At 60.2% G+C, this 21,366-nt stretch carries 22 protein-coding genes; 13 read left to right on the forward strand and 9 right to left on the reverse strand.

Going from position 1 to position 21,366, the window contains the following annotated elements:
* The first annotated feature begins 43 nt into the window (after positions 1-43).
* From KF885_06975 to KF885_07030, 12 genes are all read left to right on the forward strand, one after another.
* Entirely contained in the window at positions 44-1,492 is a 1,449-nt protein-coding gene (locus tag KF885_06975; GenBank protein ID MBX3048897.1) for an extracellular solute-binding protein, read from the forward strand.
* Between the two features lie 85 nt (positions 1,493-1,577).
* Positions 1,578-2,525, forward strand: a complete 948-nt coding sequence (locus tag KF885_06980; GenBank protein MBX3048898.1) for a sugar ABC transporter permease — start codon at positions 1,578-1,580, stop codon at positions 2,523-2,525.
* Position 2,526: 1 nt separating this feature from the next.
* A complete protein-coding gene (locus KF885_06985; GenBank protein ID MBX3048899.1) occupies positions 2,527-3,603 on the forward strand; it encodes a carbohydrate ABC transporter permease in 1,077 nt (358 codons plus the stop codon).
* Positions 3,600-4,970, forward strand: a complete 1,371-nt coding sequence (locus KF885_06990; GenBank protein MBX3048900.1) for a hypothetical protein — start codon at positions 3,600-3,602, stop codon at positions 4,968-4,970. The genes KF885_06985 and KF885_06990 overlap by 4 nt, the downstream gene beginning before the upstream one ends.
* Before the next feature lie 10 nt (positions 4,971-4,980).
* Positions 4,981-6,261 (forward strand): beta-galactosidase, encoded by a 1,281-nt coding sequence (locus KF885_06995; GenBank protein ID MBX3048901.1) that lies wholly within the window; start codon positions 4,981-4,983, stop codon positions 6,259-6,261.
* A 15-nt stretch (positions 6,262-6,276) separates the two neighbouring features.
* Positions 6,277-8,082, forward strand: coding sequence for a glycoside hydrolase family 3 C-terminal domain-containing protein (locus tag KF885_07000; GenBank protein ID MBX3048902.1), 1,806 nt, complete (start codon positions 6,277-6,279; stop codon positions 8,080-8,082).
* 160 nt (positions 8,083-8,242) lie between these two features.
* Positions 8,243-9,031 (forward strand): class I SAM-dependent methyltransferase, encoded by a 789-nt coding sequence (locus KF885_07005; protein MBX3048903.1) that lies wholly within the window; start codon positions 8,243-8,245, stop codon positions 9,029-9,031.
* Positions 9,024-9,551: an SET domain-containing protein gene (locus KF885_07010; protein MBX3048904.1), complete on the forward strand. Its 528-nt coding sequence runs from the start codon at positions 9,024-9,026 to the stop codon at positions 9,549-9,551. The genes KF885_07005 and KF885_07010 overlap by 8 nt, the downstream gene beginning before the upstream one ends.
* Positions 9,552-9,560: 9 nt before the next feature.
* Positions 9,561-9,929 (forward strand): large conductance mechanosensitive channel protein MscL, encoded by a 369-nt coding sequence (mscL, locus tag KF885_07015; GenBank protein MBX3048905.1) that lies wholly within the window; start codon positions 9,561-9,563, stop codon positions 9,927-9,929.
* Positions 9,930-9,996: 67 nt separating this feature from the next.
* On the forward strand, positions 9,997-10,515 hold the full coding sequence (locus KF885_07020) for a pilus assembly protein (protein MBX3048906.1): 519 nt from the start codon (positions 9,997-9,999) through the stop codon (positions 10,513-10,515).
* Complete coding sequence (locus tag KF885_07025) at positions 10,515-10,940, forward strand: pilus assembly protein (GenBank protein ID MBX3048907.1); 426 nt, start codon at positions 10,515-10,517, stop codon at positions 10,938-10,940. The genes KF885_07020 and KF885_07025 overlap by 1 nt, the downstream gene beginning before the upstream one ends.
* 6 nt (positions 10,941-10,946) lie before the next feature.
* Positions 10,947-11,531 (forward strand): hypothetical protein, encoded by a 585-nt coding sequence (locus tag KF885_07030; GenBank protein ID MBX3048908.1) that lies wholly within the window; start codon positions 10,947-10,949, stop codon positions 11,529-11,531.
* Positions 11,532-11,590: 59 nt separating this feature from the next.
* Here KF885_07030 and KF885_07035 read toward each other — a convergent pair whose 3' ends face one another.
* The 9 genes from KF885_07035 to hppD all read right to left on the reverse strand — a co-directional run bounded on the left by KF885_07035 (position 11,591) and on the right by hppD (position 19,690).
* Positions 11,591-13,420 carry a M3 family oligoendopeptidase gene (locus KF885_07035; protein ID MBX3048909.1) on the reverse strand — a complete coding sequence of 610 codons (1,830 nt, stop codon included), beginning with the start codon at positions 13,418-13,420 and terminating at the stop codon, positions 11,591-11,593.
* Between the two features lie 83 nt (positions 13,421-13,503).
* Positions 13,504-14,727 carry a mechanosensitive ion channel family protein gene (locus tag KF885_07040; protein MBX3048910.1) on the reverse strand — a complete coding sequence of 408 codons (1,224 nt, stop codon included), beginning with the start codon at positions 14,725-14,727 and terminating at the stop codon, positions 13,504-13,506.
* Positions 14,724-15,362 carry a flavin reductase family protein gene (locus KF885_07045; GenBank protein ID MBX3048911.1) on the reverse strand — a complete coding sequence of 213 codons (639 nt, stop codon included), beginning with the start codon at positions 15,360-15,362 and terminating at the stop codon, positions 14,724-14,726. Before KF885_07045 ends, KF885_07040 begins: the two co-directional genes overlap by 4 nt.
* Before the next feature lie 6 nt (positions 15,363-15,368).
* Positions 15,369-16,022: a hypothetical protein gene (locus KF885_07050; protein ID MBX3048912.1), complete on the reverse strand. Its 654-nt coding sequence runs from the start codon at positions 16,020-16,022 to the stop codon at positions 15,369-15,371.
* A 4-nt stretch (positions 16,023-16,026) separates the two neighbouring features.
* The gene (locus KF885_07055; GenBank protein ID MBX3048913.1) at positions 16,027-17,214 is read right to left on the reverse strand and encodes a homogentisate 1,2-dioxygenase; all 1,188 of its coding nucleotides are present in this window, start codon (positions 17,212-17,214) and stop codon (positions 16,027-16,029) included.
* Positions 17,215-17,234: 20 nt separating this feature from the next.
* Positions 17,235-17,411, reverse strand: a complete 177-nt coding sequence (locus KF885_07060; protein ID MBX3048914.1) for a four helix bundle protein — start codon at positions 17,409-17,411, stop codon at positions 17,235-17,237.
* Positions 17,336-17,614: a four helix bundle protein gene (locus tag KF885_07065; protein ID MBX3048915.1), complete on the reverse strand. Its 279-nt coding sequence runs from the start codon at positions 17,612-17,614 to the stop codon at positions 17,336-17,338. Before KF885_07065 ends, KF885_07060 begins: the two co-directional genes overlap by 76 nt.
* A gap of 25 nt (positions 17,615-17,639) precedes the next feature.
* On the reverse strand, positions 17,640-18,548 hold the full coding sequence (locus tag KF885_07070; GenBank protein MBX3048916.1) for a fumarylacetoacetate hydrolase family protein: 909 nt from the start codon (positions 18,546-18,548) through the stop codon (positions 17,640-17,642).
* A 5-nt stretch (positions 18,549-18,553) separates the two neighbouring features.
* Complete coding sequence (gene hppD, locus KF885_07075) at positions 18,554-19,690, reverse strand: 4-hydroxyphenylpyruvate dioxygenase (GenBank protein ID MBX3048917.1); 1,137 nt, start codon at positions 19,688-19,690, stop codon at positions 18,554-18,556.
* A gap of 220 nt (positions 19,691-19,910) precedes the next feature.
* On the opposite strand from hppD, the gene KF885_07080 reads away from it, so the two are divergent.
* Positions 19,911-21,308 (forward strand): hypothetical protein, encoded by a 1,398-nt coding sequence (locus KF885_07080; GenBank protein ID MBX3048918.1) that lies wholly within the window; start codon positions 19,911-19,913, stop codon positions 21,306-21,308.
* Positions 21,309-21,366: the final 58 nt, after the last annotated feature.

The raw sequence follows: 21,366 nt of genomic DNA on the forward strand, positions 1-21,366 counted from the left end.
AACTCAGTGATTCACTCACTACACAAGAGGAGAAGTGAACATCATGAAAAAGCAATTCCAAGTGTTGTTCTCGTTGCTGCTGGTTGGCGCATTCGTACTCGGCGCCTGTGCAGCTCCGGCCGCGGCTACATCCGCTCCGGCTGAAGAGACCAACGGAGAAGAAGAGACGGGGGTTCTGGAGCCCGTCGCAGAGGCACAGGCAGACCGTGTCCAAATTTACTGGTACATCGGCCTGGGCACTGGCGCCCAACCGGATCAGATCCCCAAGGAGCGCGAATGGGTGGAGAAGTTCAATGCCTCCCAGGACCGCATCCAGCTGATCATGATCGTGGTGGACAACCGCTTCGCGCGTGACAACCTGACCGCTCAGATCGCGGCGGGCAACGCGCCCGACATCGTCGGCCCGGTGGGCACCGAGGGTCGTGGCTTCTTCCCGGATGCCTTCCTCGATCTGCAGCCACTGGTGGACCAGTTCCAATACGACACCAGCGACATTGATCCGGCCTTCCTGGAGTTCTACAAGGACCAAGGCTCCCTGGTGGGGCTGCCGTTCGCCATCTTCCCGTCGGCCGTGTTCTACAACCGCGACCTGTTTGACGAAGCGGGCCTGGCCTATCCGCCGCACGAGGTTGGTGAACCCTACACTCTGGATGGACAGGAAGTCGAGTGGAATTTCGACACCCTGGCTGAACTGGCCCGCCGTCTGACGGTGGACACCGCCGGTAACGATGCCACCAGCGCCGCTTTCGACGCCAGCAGCATCGCCCAGTATGGTTTCGACTTCCAATGGACCAAGGACAGCCCACGCTGGTTCAGCGCCTACTTTGAACCCTTCTACCCCGTCGCCGCTGACGGCACCGCCGTGCTCTCTGATGGCCAGGTGGAAGCGATCAACTGGTACTACGATGCCATGTGGGGCGCCCAGCCCTTCCTGCCCTCGCAGGCCGCTATGGATAGCGACCTGATCAGCGGCAACTCCTTCAGCTCCGGCAAGGTGGCCATGGGCCTCACTCACCTGTGGTACACCTGCTGTATCGACAAGACCTCTGTCCCCAACTGGGACGTGGCTGTGGTTCCGTCTCACAATGGCGTCACCACGGCCAAGATGCATGGTGACACGTTCGCCATCATGAACACCACCGCGCATCCGGAAGAGGCCTTCGAGGTCTACAGCTACATGTTGGGTGAAGGCTCCGCTGACCTGTATGCCATCTATGGCGGTTTGCCTGCTCGCAGTTCGCAGCAGCAAGCTTTCTTCGATGGTCAGGCCGCCAACTTTGCCCCCAATGAAGTGGACTGGGACGTCTTCCTGAAGATGATTTCGTATCTGGAAGTCCCCGGCCACGAGCTGGTGTTGCCCAATGTGGCCAAGTCGCACGATGCCTTCCTGCAGCTCGGCAGCGACCTGCGCAGCAACCCGGACTTGGACGTTAGCGCTCGCCTAACTCAATTCCTGGCAGATCTCACGGCGATCTACCAGGAAGTCGAGTAGTCGAGGTCTTTCCCCTTGGATAGCCTGGCAGGCTGGGCTTTTGCTCAGCCTGCCAGGCACCTGCTGCTTGGTTTTTCGAGGTACCATGGAAAACACCCAAACGATTTCGGCCGTGGAGAAGAAGAAAGCTCCGCGCAACAACCAACTTAAGCGAGAGATCCGTTGGGGCTGGCTCTTCCTCAGCCCCTGGTTGGTTGGCTTGCTTGTTTTCACTTTGTTGCCCACTGTGGCTTCTTTGATCTTTTCTTTCACCAGTTACAACCCAATTCAGCCCGACCAGATCAGATTCATTGGTCTGACCAACTATGCCCGCTTGTTCACCGACCCCTTCTTTGGGCAGGCCGTGGGCGTCACGCTGCGCTTTGTTCTTATTTCCGTTCCTTTTTCCTTGATCATTCCTTTGGGTTTGGCCCTGCTGGTTAATTCGGAGTATCTGTTCGGCAAAAACCTCTACCGTGCTTTGTTCTTCATGCCGTCCATGATCCCCGTAGCGGTCAATGTGATGGTCTGGCGCGGCATCATGAATTCCGAATCGGGCTGGTTGAACAAATTCCTGGGCTTCCTTAGCATTAGCGGCCCCAACTGGTTTCAAGACGAAGTTTGGGTGCTGCCGGCCCTGACCCTGATGGGGGTGTGGGGAGTGGGCAACGCCATGATCATCATGCTGGCGGGCCTGCAGAACGTCCCCACGGAACTTTACGATGCCGCCAAGGTGGACGGCGCCACGGGCTGGCAGCGCTTTCGGCATGTGACCCTGCCGCTCATCTCTCCGATCATCTTCTACCAATTGGTGCTCTCGTTGATCGGCACCTTTCAGTATTTCACGCAGGCCTACATTATTAGCAACGGTCGCGGCGACCCGAATGGGGCCACCATGTTCTACAACCTGTACCTATACCGCACGGCCTTCAATTTCCTCGATATGGGCTATGGCGCCACCCTGGCCTGGGTGATGTTCGCCTTTGTGCTGCTGCTCACCATCTTCCTGTTCCGCACTCAGCAACGCTGGGTGTACTACGCCGGAGGCGAATAACATGGCAGACCAAACCACGAACTCGCCGCAAAACCCCAGGCTCTCTCTGAAGTGGCCTTCCAAACGCGTCCTGCCTTATCTGGGCATCTCGATCTTTGGACTGGCTATTTTGCTCTTGTTCTTAGCGCCTTTGGCTTACATGAGCCTGACTGCTTTCAAGACGCTCAATCAGGTGCGTGATCCGCACTCGCAATTGCTGCCCTCCAGCCCGGTCAATTTCACGTATGAGGGCCGAGAATATCCGCTGCTCAACGTGCCCATGGAAGACGGTCTGCGCCAATTGGCCCTGGTCAAGCCCGGCCGTGAGGCCAGCGATTATGTCGACCCCGAGAATTTGGAAGCCGGCGTGTTTATGGTCGAGGGGCGCTGGCGCACTTTTGACCCGGTCTATGAGTTCGATCCCACCCTGGATAATTTCCCGCTTTCCTGGGCGCAGATCAACCTGGGTCGCCTGTTCCGCAATACCATTTTCATTGCCGTGGTCGGCACGCTGGGCACACTCATCTCGTCCATCCTGGTCGCTTATGGGTTTGCCCGCTTCCGCGTGCCTGGGGTCAACATCCTCTTCATCATCCTGATCTCGACCATCATTCTGCCTTTCCAGGTCAAGCTGATCCCCACCTATATTTTCTTCCGCGCCATAGGTTGGGGCGGCACGTGGTGGCCGCTGATCGTGCCGCATTTCTTTGCCAACGCCTACAACGTGTTCCTGCTGCGCCAGTATTTCCGCTCGATCCCCAAAGATCTGGATGAGGCCGCCACCCTGGATGGAGCTTCGCCCTGGCAGGTGCTCTGGCATGTCATCATCCCGCAGTCCTACCCGGCCATTCTGGCGGTGGGCTTGTTTCACTTCTTCTATGCCTGGAATGACTTTTTCGAGCCCCTGGTCTACCTGCAGGGCCGTGAGGATCTGTACACCATTTCTATCGGCATGACCCAGTTCAACAACATTTTCGCCGTCCAGCCCGGTCTGGCCATGGCAGCATCGATGATGGCGATCGCCTTGCCGTTGATCATTTTCTTCCTGGCCCAGCGTGTGTTTGTGCAGGGCATCGTCATTACCGGCGTGGAGAAGTGAGTTTGACCCTTTTGCGCCTCCCCATCCTTGCCGGTCTGTGCGCCGCCCTCTCGCTGGCGGCCTGCGTTGGCCCGGCGCCTGCACCAGCCACGCAACCCGCTGTGGATGCCAGCCCGACTCCCGCGGCCTTGCCCACGTTCACGCCGGCCGTCCCGGTAACACATGCCGGGCTGTATGTGGACGCCAGCCTGGAGCAGGGGCTGATCAGCCCAATGGTGTATGGCACCAACTACGGCCCCTGGCTGTTTGTCCCGCTGCAAATGCAGCCGGCCGTGGCGGAGGCCAACCTGGGGGTCATTCGCTACCCTGGGGGAAACTGGGGCGACCGCAATGACATGGATGAGTGGAACCTGGACCAGTACATTGCGCTCACCCGCCAGTTTGGCGCTGAGCCGTATATTCATGTGCGCTTGCTGAACGGCACGGCGGAAAAAGCCGCCGAGATCGTCCGGCTGCTGAATGTGGAAAAGGGCTACAACGTGCGCTACTGGTCGATCGGCAACGAGCCCAATCTGTTCGGGGATGGCTACGAGCCGGAGCAGTTTGTGCGCGAATGGCGCCAGTGGGCCGAGGCGATGCGCGCCGTGGATGCAGACATCATCCTGATCGGCCCCGAAGTCAACCAGTTTTATGCCAATCCCACCCAACCGCACCAGCTTGAGCTGGAGCGCTGGATGGTCGAGTTCCTCAAAGCCAACGGCGACATGGTGGACGTGGTCTCCTTTCACCGCTACCCCTTCCCCAGCTCTCAGTTGGCTGGGCCGCCTTCGGCGGATGAGCTGCGTACGGCCTCGGCGGAATGGGATCAGCTCATCCCCTATGTGCGTGACCTGATTCGCCAGCACACCGGGCGCGATATTCCCGTGGCGGTGACAGAGGCCAACTCCAGCTGGGCAGCCAGCAGCGGTGGTGACACCACGCTCGATTCGCACCTCAACGCCATCTGGTGGGGGGATGCCCTGGGCCGCATGATCCGCGGCGGGGCTTACATGGTCAATCAGTTTGCCCTGGCCGGCGATTTCGGCATGCTCACCAATTACGATGTCCGCCCGATCTACCACGTCTATCAAATGTACAAGGCATTCGGCCAGGAGCGTCTGTATGCTTCCTCGGACGACCCCCTGGTCTCCATCTTTGCCTCCCGCCGTGCCGATGGTGCCCTGGTCCTGATGGTGATCAACCTGGCTGCAGAGGCCCGAGAAATGGCTCTGCAGATTGACTCTCTTGATTTGCCCGCGACGGCGGAGGTGACCTTGTTTGACAAAGATCACCCTGCCGAAGCGTTGACCCCGTTGCAGGTTAGCGAGGGGATCCGCCTGCAACTCACCCCCGAATCCATGCTTTTGCTGGTTTTGCCGGCGCCCTGATCGACTGGTCATGATCGCTCCCACACCCCAACCATTCGTTCTGGGCGCCAATTACTGGCCGCGGCGCAAAGCCATGTATTGGTGGAGCCAGTTTGACGCAGCAGAAGTACGGGAAGAATTCGCCCTGATGCGCGCCATCGGCTTGAGCGTAGTGCGCATCTTCCTGCTGTGGGATGACTTCCAGCCCCAGCCAGACCAAGTCTCCCCCACGGCCCTGCAAGACCTGGAGACGGTCTGCACGATCGCTGCCGAGCACGGCCTCAAGCTGGACATCACGTTCTTTACCGGCCATATGAGCGGGCCCAACTGGGCGCCGCGCTGGCTGTTGGGCGGCGAGCTGCCTCATCTGGACTGGATTCGCCAGGTGGTCAGTCGCGGACAGCTCAGTGACCAGGGCTACCGCAACCCATTCCATGACCCGCTGGCGCTTGACGCCGCCCGTCTTTTGCTGCGCACGGTGGTGACGCGCCTCAAGCATCACCCGGCGGTGTGGATGTGGAACCTGGGCAATGAGCCAGACCTGTTTGCCTGGCCCAACTCTGCTGCCGAAGGGCGTGCCTGGGCGCGCCAAATGACCGATCTGATCCATGAGATCGACCCGCTGCACCCGGTCACCCTGGGCCTGCACAGCGGCAGCCTGCACGACCGCAATGGGCTGATGATCAGCGACATTTACGCAGAAACCGACGTGGCCGTGATGCATTCCTACCCCATGTATGTGGACTGGTCGCGCCAGCCGCTGGACCCCGACTTTGTGCCCTACACTTGTGCGATCACCGCCGCCCTGTGCGGCAAGCCGGTGTTGATGGAAGAAATTGGCGGCTGCACCACGCCGCCCGGAGAGCCATCCCAGTACTGGGAATGGGAGGCGCTGGGCCAGCAGTACAAGCGCTTCATGGCTTCGGAGGAAGACCTGGCCGACTACCTGCGCCTAGTGCTGCCCAAGCTGCAGCAAGTCGGCGCAACCGGCGCGGTGCTGTGGTGTTTTGCGGACTATATGGAGGCGCTCTGGGACCGGCCGCCTTGCGATGCCCAGCGCCACGAGCGCTTTTTTGGCCTGGTGCGCCCGGACGGCAGCCTCAAGCCGCACGCCGAGGTGATCAAACAGTTTGCGGAAACCCAGCCCATCGTTCAGCCTATCCCGGCTTGGGCGCAGCTGCAGGTGGACCCGGCAGAATTCAATCGTGACCCCAATGCGGGTGTGCGCAGGCATTACCCCGAGTATCTCGCCGCACTGCAGCGCTCCGAGGCGCAGCAATCCGACTCAAAAAACATTGAGAGCAAACAATAAAGGACTTTTGAGGACATGCAATCGATAGACAAGAACGTGAATATTGCCGAGCGGATGGAAGACCTGCTGGCCCAAATGACCCTGGCCGAGAAGATCGGCCAGATGACCTTGGTGGAGAAGAACAGCATTTCTCCCAAGGAAGTGACCAGCTATTTCATTGGCGGATTGCTCAGCGGCGGCGGCGGTTTTCCCGCCCAAAACACGGCCGAGGGTTGGCGCGCAATGGTGCAGGGTTTCCAGGAAAGGGCCATAGCCACTCGCCTGGGCATCCCTATGATCTACGGCGTGGACGCGGTGCACGGCCACAACAACCTGGTGGGCGCCACCATCTTCCCCCACAACATCGGCCTGGGCGCGACGCGTAATGCCGACCTGGTGCGCCGCATTGCGCGCGCCACGGCGATGGAACTGGCCGCCACCGGGATCTACTGGAACTATGCCCCAGCGCTGTCCGTACCGCAGGACATTCGCTGGGGCCGTACCTTTGAAGGCTTTAGTGAGCGCACCGACCTGGTGACCGAGCTGAGCGTCGCCTATCTGGAGGGTTTGCAAAACCCAGAGGGCGAACTGAACCTGGCCGCCCCCAGCGCGGTGCTGGGTACGCCCAAGCATTTCGTGGGCGACGGCGGCACTTCCTTCGGGTCTTCCACCACCTTCATTGAAGTCCAATACCTCTTGGACCAGGGCATCACCGATGTGGACGAGGCTACCCTGCGCACTGTGCACCTGGCGCCGTACCTGGATGCACTCAAGGCCGGGGCGCGTTCCATCATGGCTTCGTTCTCCAGTTGGGGCGGCATGAAGGTGCACGCCAACCGCTACCTGCTGACCGAATTGCTCAAGGAAGAGCTGGGTTTTGACGGGTTTATCGTCACGGACTGGGAAGCCGTTAACCAGATCTCACCCGACTATTACAAGGCAGTCGTCACTTCGGTCAATGCCGGCATCGACATGAATATGGTGCCCTTTGATTTCAAGAAGTTCATCTTCAGCCTGACCCAGGCGGTGGAGAAGGGCGACGTTTCGCTGGAGCGCATTGACGATGCCGTGCGCCGCATCCTGCGCGTCAAGCTGGAAATGGGCCTCTTCGAGCGCGGCGCCGCTGATTCGGCGCTGCTGCGCCAGGTCGGTTCGCCGGAGCACCGTGCGCTGGCCCGCGAGGCCGTCGCCCAGTCCGCCGTCCTGCTCAAGAACGAAGGCGGCCTGCTGCCGCTGAGCAAGGACACACCGGTCATCTTCCTGGCCGGGGAGGCCAACAACATCGGCCTGCAGTCTGGCGGCTGGACGGTGGAATGGCAAGGGAAGCCCGGCCCGATCACCCCCGGAACCACCATCCTGGATGGCATGCAGGATGGCGAGGCCACCGACAGCGAGATCATCTTCGACCGCTTCGGCAACTTTGACGACCAGCGCACGCCGGACGGGCAGCTGCTGCAGGCGGACGTGGCCGTGGTGGTGTTGGCCGAATTCCCCTATGCGGAGGGGCGCGGCGACCGCGTCTCGCTCGAACTGCCCGAGGCCGACCAGGCTTTGGTGGCCCGCGTGCGCGCCCGCGCCAAAAAGCTGGTCGTGATCCTGCTCTCGGGGCGGCCGCTGATCATCACCGACGTGATTGACCGCGCCGACGCCTTTGTGGCCGCCTTTTGGCCGGGTACCGAGGGCGCCGGCATCGTGGACGTGCTCTTTGGCGACAAGCCTTTCACGGGCAAGCTGTCCTACACCTGGCCGCGCGACATGCAGCAGATCCCGCTCAACGGCGGCAAAGCGCGCGAGCCGCTCTTCCCCTTTGGGCACGGCCTGACTACCAAAGCCAACGCTTAAAATCAGCAGCGCTGCGCCGGATGGAACCCATCCGGCGCAGGTTTTTGTTCTGATCAGATTGCCTATTGAAACTTTAAAAATCAGGCGTATATTGTTTTGTGTTGGAACGTTAACAGTGCATATCTCAGCAGGTTGCCCCCGACCGGGCAGGAGGGCCGTGATGGCCGAGCACAACGCCTTTTATCAAAAGGTGAATTATTACGATATTGTCTTTGATCGAGATGTGCGTAAAGAAGTGGATTTTCTGTTGGGGGTCTATCACAAATACGCCGGCCATGCGGCTCAGTCCACCCTGGACGTGGCTTGCGGCCCGGCTTACCATGCCCGCGAGGTGGCCCGCCGCGGCCTGCGCTCCGTAGGCATTGACCTGCGCCCTGAAATGGTGGAGTATGCCCGCCAGCGCGCCGAGGCCGATGGCTTACAGCTGGAATTGCGCAGCGCCGACATGCGGCGCTTCCGCCTCAAGCAGCCGGTGGACCTGGCCTTCATCGTCTTTGACGGTATTGATGCCCTGGTGGAGAACCGTGACCTGGTCTCGCATTTCCAGGCGATGGCCGCCAACCTCACCAGCCGCGGTGTCTACATTATTGACGTCAGCCACCCGCGCCACACCTCGCTGACCCATTACGGCAAGTTTCACTATCACGGCCAGCGCGGCGGCACCTCGGTGGACATCCGCTGGGCGACCAACAAACCCCATGTGGATCTGCTCACCGGCATTGCCGACACGGAGATCGAGATCCGCGTCAAAGAGAAAGGCAAGCAGCCCGCCGTGATCAAGGACAAGGCGCGCGAACGCATTCTCTCCGCGCAAGAGATCACGCTGCTGGCCCAGCTCAGCAAGCGCTTGTCCGTGGTGGGCTGGTACGGCGACTATAATTTGAAGCAACCTTTGGATGACACCGATGCCTCGCAACGCATGATCGCGGTGCTGCAACGCAATGACTGATATACAAAAACAAAGCGCAACCAACTCCTGGCTTTCCGACAAACTGGAGATTCGCACCGACGAGACGATCGAGGGACGCGGCATGTTCGCCCTGCGACCCATCCAGCGTGGGGAGCGGGTGGCGGTTTGGGGTGGTGACGTGGTTACGCGGGCCTTCTTTGAGGCCCTGCAGCCGCACCAGCAGTCGCAGAGCGCTCAAGTGGAGGAAGACCTTTATCTGGTCTCCAGCAAACCCGGCTCAGGTGACTTCATCAACCACTCCTGCGACCCCAACGCCGGGTTGGAAGGGCAGATCGTGATCGTCGCCCTGCGAGACATCGTACCGGGCGAGGAAGTCACCATCGATTACGCCATGTGCGATGGCGACCCCCGGGACTGGTTTGACTGCCTGTGCGGTTCCGCCGCCTGCCGCGGCCGCGTGACTGGCAATGATTGGAAGCTGCCGCAACTGCAACAGCGCTATGCAGGGCGCTTCTCGCCCTTTTTGCAGAAACGCATTCAAGCTCAGAAAGAAGGATAGGAGACAAATATGCTGCAAGAATTTCGTGATTTCGCCATGCGTGGCAACGCCATTGACCTGGCGATTGGTTTGGTGATCGGCTCTTCATTCACTTCGATCGTGGACACGCTAGTCAACGGCATCCTCATGCCGCCCATCGGCCTGCTGTTGGGCGGCGCCGACTTCAAGGACCTGTTCCTGGTGCTGAAGCCCGGCGAGGTGGCCGGGCCGTACGTCAATTTGGAAGCCGCTCAACAGGCGGGGGCCGTCACCGTTAACTATGGCGAACTGGTCACCGTCATCATTCACTTCGTCATCGTGGCGTTTGCTATGTTCCTGGTGGTCAAAGCCTTCAATCGCCTACACAAGGGCAGCACGGTGAGCGGCAAAGCCGGCTAGCGGCTGGTACCCATGGGGGAAGGTTCGCCGGCGGGCAATCCGCTATAATCCCCGCATGGTGGTTGGGATGCGAAATTTTTTGAAAAAAGTCTCTTCTGGACAGGGAACCCTGGAGTTCGCTCTGGTGATCCCCGTCCTGCTCTTGGTGATCTTCGCCATTTTTGAAGGAGCGCGGGCGGTCTTCATTTACCAATCCATCTCCACCGCCAGCCGTGAAGCGGCGCGCCTGGGCTCTTCAACTCAGTACTACTTGAACTGCACTGCCATTCGTGACAAGGCTTTGGAGTACGCTGGCGTGGCCAGAAGCACCGCCGGCGACATCGATATCTATTACGTGCGCGACGATTTGAGCAAAATTGGCGATTGCGGTTCGGTGACTGCAGCCCAGATCGAGACAGGCCACCGCATTGTGGTGGAAGTCACTGGGTACTTTGACCCGGCCGCCGCCATCCCGCTGATGCGCATTCCGCAAATGACCTTTAACTCCACCACGCGCCGCACCATTCTGAAAAGCGTGGAAGTCGGCCAAACTCTGCCAGCAGGCACAGAACTTGCTCAGCTGTATGAAGTGAGTGCCCTGCGCTGATGAAACAGCATCCTGCCTCCTCCCATCGCCGCTCTGAGCGCGGCCAGAGCCTGGTGGAATTCGCCATCACCTTCCTGGTCCTGGTGCTCATTTTGTCGGTCGTGGTAGATGTTGGCCGCTTGTATTTCGCCTCCGTCGCCGTGCGCGAAGCGGCAGAGGAGGGTGCTCTGTATGGTTCCACCGGAGCGTTTAGCGGCATCGAGACGCGCGTGCGCCAGTCCTCCACCAGTCCGATAGACATGATGGACGTTAGCAGGATCCAGGTCAGCCATTCCCCCACCACCCCCTGCGTTGGGCAGAGCCTGACCGTCACCGTCACGTATCAGTTCGAATTTGTGATGCCGCTGATTGCGCCTATAATTGGCAGCACTATTCTGCCTTTGTCGCATAGCGCCGTCACTACGGTGCTGCAATCGAGTTGCTGAGGCCTTATGCCCAAATCCAAAATCATCTTCCGCGTCGCCCTGTTTGCTCTGCCAGTCGTGGTGTTCTTGTTCAGCGCCATCCCTGCCTCGGCGTTTCAACGCGTGGAGCGCCGCGAAGTTGAGCTCTTTTTCGACCGGGATTACGATGTCTCCATAGGCAACGGCGGCATTTTCATTGATGACTCCAAGTATCGCGGCACGCTGGTGCTGCGCGCTGAAGAATTTCCTGACGATCGGCCGGATTCCTGGCACAAGTTCACCCAGCGCATTCTCGATTTTCAGATCTACCGCGAGGATGGTAAGCCTTTCTTGTGGATGTATGGCTTGGTCCGGGTCTATTTCAATTTGGATAAGATCCAGTACGACAAGTGGAAAGACCAAGAATCGAATATGAGCATTTGGTACTTTGACCACTTAGCAGGCGGTTGGCGCAAATGTTTCACCCATTGGCAGCCACAGGCCGGCAACCCTTACGGCCGCTTGTGGTGCGCAGCCGACAGGTATACTCGCTACGGTGTGGCCTGGACCCAGCCAACCATCCTGATGAAGATGATCAAGCTGGGCACCGTGACGGTAACGCCAACGCCCTAAACGCAAACAAAAGACCCGGCTTTGATAGCCGGGTCTTTTTTTGTTGGAGTGTCTCTCGCTTACAAGCTTTCGTAGCGGTCTACGTTGGCGCCGATCACTTTCAGGCTGTCTTCCCAGAACTTCTTCTCACGGATGTTGATGCCGAAGCGCGCCGCCAGTGTGGCCGCGTCGCCTTCGCCGGTGCTGGCCAGCAGGTCCTGATAATCGGCCACGAAGGCGTCTCCGCGCTGCTGGTAGATGGCGTACAAGCCGGTGCCGAACAGCAGGCCAAAGGCATACGGGTAGTTGTAGAACGAGAAGCCGGCGTAGTAGTAATGCGGCTTCCAGGTCCACATGTACTTATGCAGGTACTTGGGGTCCAGGCCGTCGCCGTAGGTTTGCAGCTGGGCGTCTTCCATGATGGCCGAGATCTCGTCCGCGGATAGTTCCGCCTTGGCTCGGCGCTCGAAGACTTCCTTCTCAAAGATGAAGCGTGAGGTGATGTCCACGATCACTTGGGCGGCGCCTTGCAGGTTCTGCTCCAGGATGGCCAGTTCTTCGTCTTTGTTCTTGGCCAGCTTCAGCGAGGCCTCAGACACGATCGTCTCGCACATGATCGAGGCGGTTTCGGCCAGGGTCATCGGCGTCAGTGTGCGCAGGAAGGGCTTGCCCACCAGGCATTCGTTGTGATAGGCGTGGCCCAACTCATGCGCCAGGGTGCTCAACTGGTCCATCGAGCCGTCGAAATTGGCCAAAATGCGTGATTCGTCCACGCCCGGCACATCCATACAGAATGCGCCGCCGCTCTTGCCTTCGCGCATTTCGGCGTCGATCCAGTTGTTGTCAAAGGCGCGCTTGGCCAGCCCCTGCAGGTGGTCGGAGAAGGTGCCGAACTGCTCCAGGATGAAGTCGCGCGCCTGCTCGTAAGTGTAGACTGTGTCGGTCTTGCCGATCGGCGCGAAGATGTCGTACCAGGGCAGCTGTTCCTTGCCCAGCCGCTTGGCCTTGGCCTTGAAATAGCGCCGAAAGGTGGGGAAGGAATCGCGCATGGCTTCCATCATGGCTTCCAGCGTCTGGCGGTCAATGCGCGCCGTGTCCAGCGAATCGTGCAGCGCGTCAGTCCGCCCGCGGCGGGTGTCCAGAGTGAGCACTTCGCCCTTCACGCCGTTCAGGGCCGCAGCGTAAGGTTCCTTGTTTTTCTCCCAGGCGTCCATCTCGGCTTCGTAACCGCGCTTGCGCGTCTCGCTATCGGGATGGTTGCGCAGGTTGATCAGGGCCGGCATGGGCATCTTCTGGACTTCGCCGTCCAGCTCAAAGTCCACGCTCAGTTGGGAAGTGGTCGTATTGTGCAGTTTGCCCCAGGCGTTGGCGCCGCTCAGAGTCAGCTCGGCGGCCAGGTCTTCTTCGGCCGGGCTCATCAGGTAGCGGCTCTGCTCGTACACCTCTTGCAGGAAAAAGGCATGCTCGGCCAGGGTGCCCGGGCGCTTCAGCAGCTCGGGCAGCTTGTCGCCGAAGCCGCTCAGCCAGCCGCGGAAGGCCACTTCGTGCTTGCGCAGGCGCACGCCTTGCATCTCCAGCTCGGATTCAGCCCGGCGGGCTTCCTGGTTGAACGAGTCGGTCGTGGTGTATGAGGCGATGAACGCGCCCAAAGTGCCGTACAGACGCGAAACCTTGTTGCGCTTGTCCACGGCTTCGGTCAGCACGCGGGCCAGATCATCCAGCTCGGTCTGCGCCGGACCGTTTTCACTCTTTTCAATGCGTTCTTGGCGCACGTAAGCTTCGATCTCGTCGAGCTGGTTCAGCAGGTCCTGGAAAGCCGCTTGGTACTCTTTGCTCTCCAGGCTGGGGTACACGTTGGTCAGGTCCCAACGCGGCACATTGCCTAAATTCTTGGTTTCACTCGTAGCCATCGCACATCCTTTGAAGCTGGCAGGGATTTGGGATTGTTGGGGCGTATTGTAACCGCGCTGCCCATTCCATAAAAGAAGCCCCTCTAGTCAGAGGGGCTTTGGGGATTGACCAGAGCCGGGTCGACGTTGTAGGTCAGCATCGTTGGCTGCTGGAAGACGCGCAGCCCAAATTCGGGAGCGATGGCCAGCAAATGGTCGAAGATGCTGGCCTGGATATTCTCGTATTGCTCCCAGGCCGTGGTACTGCTGAAGGCGTAGATCTCCAGCGGCAGACCGGTGGGGCCGGGGTCCAGCTGGCGCACCAGCATGGTCATGTCCTTGCGCAGGTCCGGGCGGCTCCTCAGGTAGGCGACCACATAGGCGGTGAAAGCCCCCACGTTGGTCAGGCGCGGCTTAAGCTGCATTTGGCTCACCGGCTCTTCGCCCTGGGGCTCCCACTCGCGGTTCTCGATGAAAGATTTCATCAGTGGATTGCTCTTCAGCATCTCCATTTCGTCCGGGCGAACGAAATGAATGGTCTGGATGTCGACAAAGATCGAGCGTTTGATGCGGCGCCCGCCAGCCTGGTTCATGCCGCGCCAGTTTTTGAAAGCCACGTCCATCAATTTGTGCGTCGGAATCACGCTGAAGGTCATGTCAAAGTTTTGGATCTTGATCGAGTGCAGCGACATGTTGGTCACGTCGCCGTCGGCGCCGAAACTGGGTACCTCGATCCAGTCGCCTTCTTTCACCAGGTCATTGGCGGCGATCTGCACACTGGCCACCAGGGCCAGGATGGTGTCTTGGAAGATGAGCAGCAGCACGGCCGTCAGCGCGCCCAGCCCGCTGAGCAGCAAGACGGGCGACTGCTCGGTGAACAGCGATACGCTCAGGATGATGCCGACCGCTACGAAGAGAATCTTGATCATATCCAGGTAGCCCTGGATGGCCACGCCGGTGTAGTTGGCCCGGCTTTCGTAGATGATGTTAACGGCGGTCAGCAGTGAGGTGATCGTGGCGATGCCCAACCAAAGCGCCAGGAACAGGACGCCCTTTTCCAGTGTGGGCTGAATGTCTGGCCAGAAATAGGCGAAGTAGTACACCACCACCAGCGGGGCCATCAGGGACAGGCGATAGGGATGCAGGTGCTTGACCAGCACGTCGTCCCACTGATTGTGAGTGCGCTTGGTCAGGCCGATCAGGCCGCGGGCGATAAAGAAGCGCGCGATCACGAAAGCGAGCACCGCAGCCACGGTCACCGCGAGGGCGGCCTGGCTGGGGTTGGCCTGCAAGGTCTCCAAAAGGGATTGAAAGGCTTCGAATGTCATTTTGCCTCCGGGGTGATCTGAGAAGGCGGCCGCCTCATCTCAAAAGTGTCACTGACGCGGTTGTAGCCATATCCGGCCAGGCGGCCCACGGGCTTGAAAGCCGCCATGTCGATCTTGTACTCTGGCAGCAGGATCTCGTCCGCCACGTACAGATGCACAATTTCGCCGATCACGATCGAGCCTGAGCCGCGCGCTCCGTTGCCAATGTCCACGATCTGGGTCAGCCGGCACTCATAGCTCACCGGGCTCTGTGCCACCCGCAGCGGGCGCACTTTGTGCGCCGGCGCGGCGGCCAGCCCGGCGTGCTCAAATTCATTCACTTCCGGCGGCAGTTCCGTAGCGGTCAGGTTCATCGCCTCGGCCGTGGCTTCGGTGACGATGTTGACCACGAACTCGCCGGTCGCCCGAATGTTCTTAAGCGTATCCTTGACCCCGCCATCGGTGCCGCGGATCTCCGGGCAGAACAGCAGGGTGGGCGGGGTGTAGCACACCAGGTTGAAGAACGAAAAAGGCGCCAGGTTGGGGCGGCCCTCGGCATTGACCGTGGAGACCCAGGCGATCGGCCGCGGCACCACCGTACTGACCATCAGACGGGTGAACATGCTGGCGGCGATCTCGCCGGGGCTAACTTCCATGGACGATTAGTCTCTCTTTAATTCCTGCCAAGTATTCCAGGCCAGCAGGGCCAGGCCCGCCAACATACCTGTAAAACGTAGCAATTCGAAGATTGGTTGCGGGAAAGTGTATACCAAAATTCCGATGGGAACAAAAGCCACCAACAGTGTCCAGCGCAGCACTTTTTCCGTCAGGGTCTTATCCGGCAGCAGGAAGGCAAACAGGAACAGGCCCAGGTAGCTGCTGTGGAACTTGAGCTGGCTCCACACCATGCGGCTGTGCAGCATCTGCGGCTCGATCGCCCAGCCCAGCTGGCTCATGTCCAGGAAAGTGATCAGTTCGTGGTTCTCCTGCAAGTCCAGGTAGGCGGTCACCAGCAGCGCGCCCAAGGCCACGGCAATCAAGATCTGACCGCGCTCTTTGGACCACAAGCGGATCGCCAGAAAGATGAAGGCGGCCGTGTAGAAGGTCAGGAACAGATTGTCCAAGGTCAGGAAGACGCGCAGCGGCAGGTCAGTGGCCAGCAGGGCGGCTTGGTACTCGGTTGGGTCGGCCACCAGCGTGAAGTTGAAGGCATTCAATTGCGGCCAGACCAGCGAGGCGGCGAACATGCCGCCAATCATCAGGGCCGCGGCCAGGGCGCTGGCGAACAGGTAACGTTTGACCTGGGTTTTCTTCATTAAATTAACCGGCGGTGAAGAAGGCGCTTTCGCCATCGTCGGCCATCCAGCTGGCCTGGTATTCCGGTTTTTCCATTTCAAGCGCCTGAGTGGTCAGGTGCATGGGGTTGAAGGTGTCCACCATCACCGCCAGCTCGTCGGTGCTCTTCTTGCCAATCGAGGCTTCGGTGGCGCCGGGCTGGGGGCCGTGCGGCAGGCCGAAGGGGTGCAGGGTGATGTCGCAGCGGTCGATGCCTTTGCGCGACATGAAGTTGCCCTCGGCGTAGTAGATCATCTCGTCCGACTGCACGTTGGAGTGGTTGTAGGGCGCTGGGATGGCATCCGGGTGGTAGTCGTACAGACGCGGCACGAAGGAGCACAGCACGAAGCCGCGTCCCTGAAAGGTTTGGTGCTCTGGCGGCGGCAGGTGTAGCGCGCCGGTGCGCGGCTCAAAATCGTGGATGCTGAAGATCCAGGGATACAAATAGCCATCCCAGCCCACCACATCGTGCGGGTGATGGTCGAGGATGTGGCGGCTGATCGTGTCGCGCACTTTTACGCGCACCTCGAAGTCGCCCTGGTCGGTGTGGGTGTCCAGCTGTTGCGGGACTTTGAAGTCGCGCTCGCTGAAGGGCGCATGTTCGCCCAGCTGGCCGTACTCGTTGCGATAGCGTCTGGGCGCCTGGATGTGCGAAGGGGTCTCGACGACCAGGAAGCGTGCTTCGCTCCCGGAGATCTCCATCTTCCAGGTGGTGCCGAACGGGATCACGACATAGTCGCCCGGTTGGAACTCCAGCACGCCGAACTGGGTACGTAGCACGCCGCTGCCCTCGTGGACATACCAGCATTCGTAGGCCTGCGCATTGCGATAGAAGTAGTCCATGCTCTGCGTCGGGCGGCTGAGGCCGATGGTCACGTCGTTGTTGCCCATCAGCACGCGCCGGGCGGCCACCGGATCGCCGCCCGCTGGCATATCGGCCGACTTGAAGGCGCGGTGGCGGATGGCGCCGAAGTCTACGTATTCCGGCTTGGCCGGGCCAAGCAGTTCGGCCGCTTTGACCCGCGGCGGCAGGAAGTGATGATAGAGCAGCGACTGGATGCCGGAAAAGCCCTCCAGCCCCATCACCTCTTCGCGGTACAGGCCGCCGTTGGGCTTGCGGAACTGGGTGTGGCGTTTCTTGGGGATGTCTCCGAGGGAGTGGTAGAAAGGCATGGGAACTCCTTTATTAGCTGTCAGCTATCAGCCTTCAGCTTTTTCATGAACGAGCTCAACATCTTTTTAACTTCAACGACTTGCTGATTGAGGCTTGTATGAACTTCTGAATTGATGAATTTTAGCTCAAATGCCAGAAGGAGTTGGTATTCGAGTTCGCTGGCAGAACCAAAGGCAATTTGCAGCATCCTGCGCATATCGGCATCGCTGCCACGTCCCGCGCCTTCTGCGATGTTTGAGGGATAGAAATTGCCGATCTTCTGGTCTGACTGGACAATCCGTACAGCTCAGAGCTTGGAAACGAACTGGTAGCTTGTACACTTCGAGCGCTAGCCGGTGCGATTTCTCCCAGACCTGCAATTTTCGGAAATCCTTCATAGGCCCTTTGGTTGTAGCTGATTGCTGACCGCTGAAAGCTGAACGCTTTACGCCACCTTGTTTTTTAGCACTCCAATGCCTTCAACTTCCAATTCTACGCTATCCCCAGCCTTCAGCCACGGCCCCTGGCCTTTGGTCAGCTCCAGCAGGCAGCCGGTGCCCACCGTCCCGGAGCCGATCACATCGCCGGGCAGCAGCTCCACGCCCTGCGAAGCGCGGGCGATGATCTCGCCGAACGAATAGTGGATGTCGCCCCAGTTGCCGCGTGAACGCTCTTCGCCGTTCAACCGCGCCGTCATGCCCAGCGTATACACGCCCGGGCGGCCGCTGGCAGCCTTGGCCAGTTCGTCCGGCGTCACGATCCAGGGTCCCAGGCTGGTGGCGAAGTCTTTGCCTTTGGCCGGGCCCAGGCCCACCTTCATCTCCTGACGCTGAATGTCACGCGCCGACCAGTCATTCATGATCGTGAAGCCAAATACGTGCTGCATGGCCTTCTCGGCGGGGATGTCCTTGCCGCGTTGCCCGATCACCACGGCCACTTCCAACTCGTAGTCCAGCGCCTGTGTGTAAGCCGGCATCTGCACGTCCTGGTCGGGGCCGTGGATGGTGTGCGGGTTGGTGAAATAGAAAGCCGGGAATTCGTACCACTCAGCGGGCACTTCCCGCCCGCGGTTCTGGCTGGCGGTGCGCACGTGGCCTTCAAAGGCGTAGAAGTCGCGCAGGGTGGGGGGGTGCTGCAGTGGAGTGTGCAGCTGCACGTCGCTGAGCGCCCACACCGAGTGTGTCTGGCGCGAGACCAGCTCCGCCAGCGCCCACATCTGCGGCCCGGCCTGGATGAACGAGAGCATGTCCAGCGGCAGGTCGCCGCGGGCCAGCGAGACCACCCGGTCCTCGGCCAATACTGCCCCCAAGCGCGGGCGTTCTTCTCCCGGCGGAGTGAATACCAGATAGCGCATCGAGGCTAGTTGTCCAGGTTGCCGCGGCGGCCTTGTTCCAGCTCCAGGGCTTCGAACAATGCCTTGAAGTTACCCTTGCCGAAGCCGCGGCTGCCGTGGCGCTGAATGACCTCTACAAAGGAAGTGGGGCGGTCTTGCACGGGGCGCGAGAAGACCTGCAGCAGGTAGCCCTCGTCGTCGCGGTCCACCAGAATGCCCAGCTCATTGATCTTGTCCAGCGGCTCTTTGACGATGTCGCCGACGCGCTCCGGCAGCAGGTCGTAATACGCGTCCGGCACGCGCAGGAACTCGATGCCGTTGGCCTTCAGCTGCGTCATGGTCTCGATGATGTCGCCGGTGGCGATGGCGATGTGCTGCACACCCGGGGTCAGGTAATAGTCCAGATATTCTTCGATCTGACTCTTCTTCTTGCCCTCGGCCGGTTCATTAATAGGGAACTTGATGCGCCCGTTGCCATTTTCCATCACTTTGGACATTAGGGCGGAGTATTCCGTGCTGATGTCCTGGTCATCGAAGTGCTGCAGCTGGCGGAAGCCCATCACGCGGTGATAGAAGTTGACCCAATAGTCCATCTTGCCCAGCTGCACATTGCCCACGATGTGGTCGATCGCCGCCAGGCCGGTGGACTGCGCTTCGTAACCCTCCAACGGCTTGTAGCCGGGCGCGAAAGGCCCTTTATAGCCGCTGCGGTCCACGAAGACGTGCAGCACTTCGCCATAGGTGTGGATGGCGGAGGTGCGGTAGACGCCGAACTCATCTTTCTCTTCACGCGGGGCCCAGGCGCTCTGCCCGCCGCGGCTGGTGGTCGCCTTCCAGGCTTCTTCCACATCTTTGACCTGAATGGCGATGGTTTTGACCCCATCGCCATGCGTCATGTGATGGCCGGCGATCTCATGTGAAGGCCCATAAGGGGCCGAAACCACGAAGCGGATCTTGCCGGATTCGAGCACATACGAAGCGGACTGGCGGTTGCCGGTCTCCAGGCCGGAATAGGCCACGGGTTTGAAGCCAAAGCCTTTCCACCACCAATACATCGCCTGTTTGGCGTTGCCGACATAGAAGTGCAAGTGGTCGATGGCTTGAATTTGTAGATGGTCGCCCTCTTCAGTCATCGGGCGGGTTTTGGTCTGAGCTTGTGCCATATGGGGCCTCCAGGGATGGGTTGGGGACTGTCCCCATTATAGTCCTGTGGGGCTGCTGTACAGCAAATAGTTCACAGCCGGCAGTTTATAGGTATTTCACCACAACGTCACTTCTAGCAATGACGGACGGCGCAGCTAGCGGCTAATCGCGAACAGCCAACCGCTCTCGCCCGCATGCTAAAATCATGGACTGTCTCGTTTTCCTGGGTCAGGAATGCCATTGACGACCCGCATCCGTTCCGACCGCCTGCTTCTCTGCGCCCTGGCGCTGTGGCTGGCCGCCTGCACGCCGCCGGCCGCCTCAACGGGGCCGGTCTCCAGCGGCTATTTGGTGGAACCGGTCTTCGCCGAATTCCATGACTTCCTCGGCGGCCCGGCCCGCCTCGGCCAGCCGCTCACCCCGGTGATCGTCGAAGGCATCGTCCAGAAGCAATATTTCGAAAACGCCCTGATGACCTACAACCCCGAGCTGCCGCCCAGCGAGCAGTATGCCCTGGCCCCGCTGGGTGAGCAGTTGGGCGTGTGGGATGCGCCGGTGGCCAATGCTGACCTGCAGGGCGCCGTGGTGGTGGATGGCTACATTATTTATGAAGGCTTTGTGCCGCTCTACCAACAGTTGGGCAGTCGCTACGTCGGCCGCCCGCTGACCGGCGTGCGCTATTCAGCCGAGCACAACCGCGCCGAGCAATACTTCCAGAACCTGGGCTTCTACATCAGCTTGGACCAGCCCGGCGAGGTGCGCCTGATGGCCTATGGCCGCCAGGCCTGCGGCGAGGCTTGCAGCCAGCCGCAGCCCGCCGCGGCGGCCATCATCCAGATCGACCTGCCCTATGGCGAGCCCTTCACCAGCACCGCTGCCCGCCTGGGCGACGCCTTCACTGGCGTCCGATTGGCCGGCCCCTACAAGAACGCTGACGGCAGCCTGGAGGTGATTTACCAGAACCTGGTCTTGTACGCCCAGCCTGATTCACAGGTCGCCACGCCGCGGCCGCTGCCTGGTCTGCTGGGCATCACCCCCGAGCCGCTGGTCACCCAGCTCAACAGCCCGGTGATCATGTTCTACAGCATCGACGGCCAGTACGGCTACAACATTCCGCTCTTCTTCACGGACTACATCGCCCGTCACGGCGGCTACGAACTGGTCGGGCTGCCGATTTCCGAGATCAGAATGCAGCACGACGGCAGCGCTACGCAATGCTTCATCAATGTCTGTCTGCGCTATGTCGAAGGCAGCGTCCTCCCGCTGCCCCTTGGCGGCGAATACAAGGCGCGGGTCTACGACCAGCCCGCCCCCCAGCAAAGCCCGGGCGAGATCCGCATTCAGGTTTGGGAGCAATATTCGCAGATCAGTTCGCAGGAAGGGCAAACCATCTTCGCCACCCTCTACGCCGGCAACCAACTGCTGACTGGCCTGCAGCCTTTTCTGGAGGTCAGCCTGCCGACCGGCGGAGTCAGCATCCACCAGTTCCCGCCCAGCAATGAAAGCGGCCAGACCCAGCTGACTCTGCCGCCCATTGCCGCCGAGAACGGCAAGCTGGTGCCGTACCGGGTGTGCCTCTCCGCCTTTGGCTCCGCCGAAGTCTGCGTCAATGAATCGTTTATGATTTGGGGGAATTAGACCCGCTCAAGAAAAAAAGACCGCTGGCCCTAGGGCCAGCGGTCTTTTTTTATCGTTC

The organism is Anaerolineales bacterium, assembly GCA_019637805.1.
Classification (GTDB): Bacteria; Chloroflexota; Anaerolineae; order Anaerolineales; family UBA11579; genus JAMCZK01.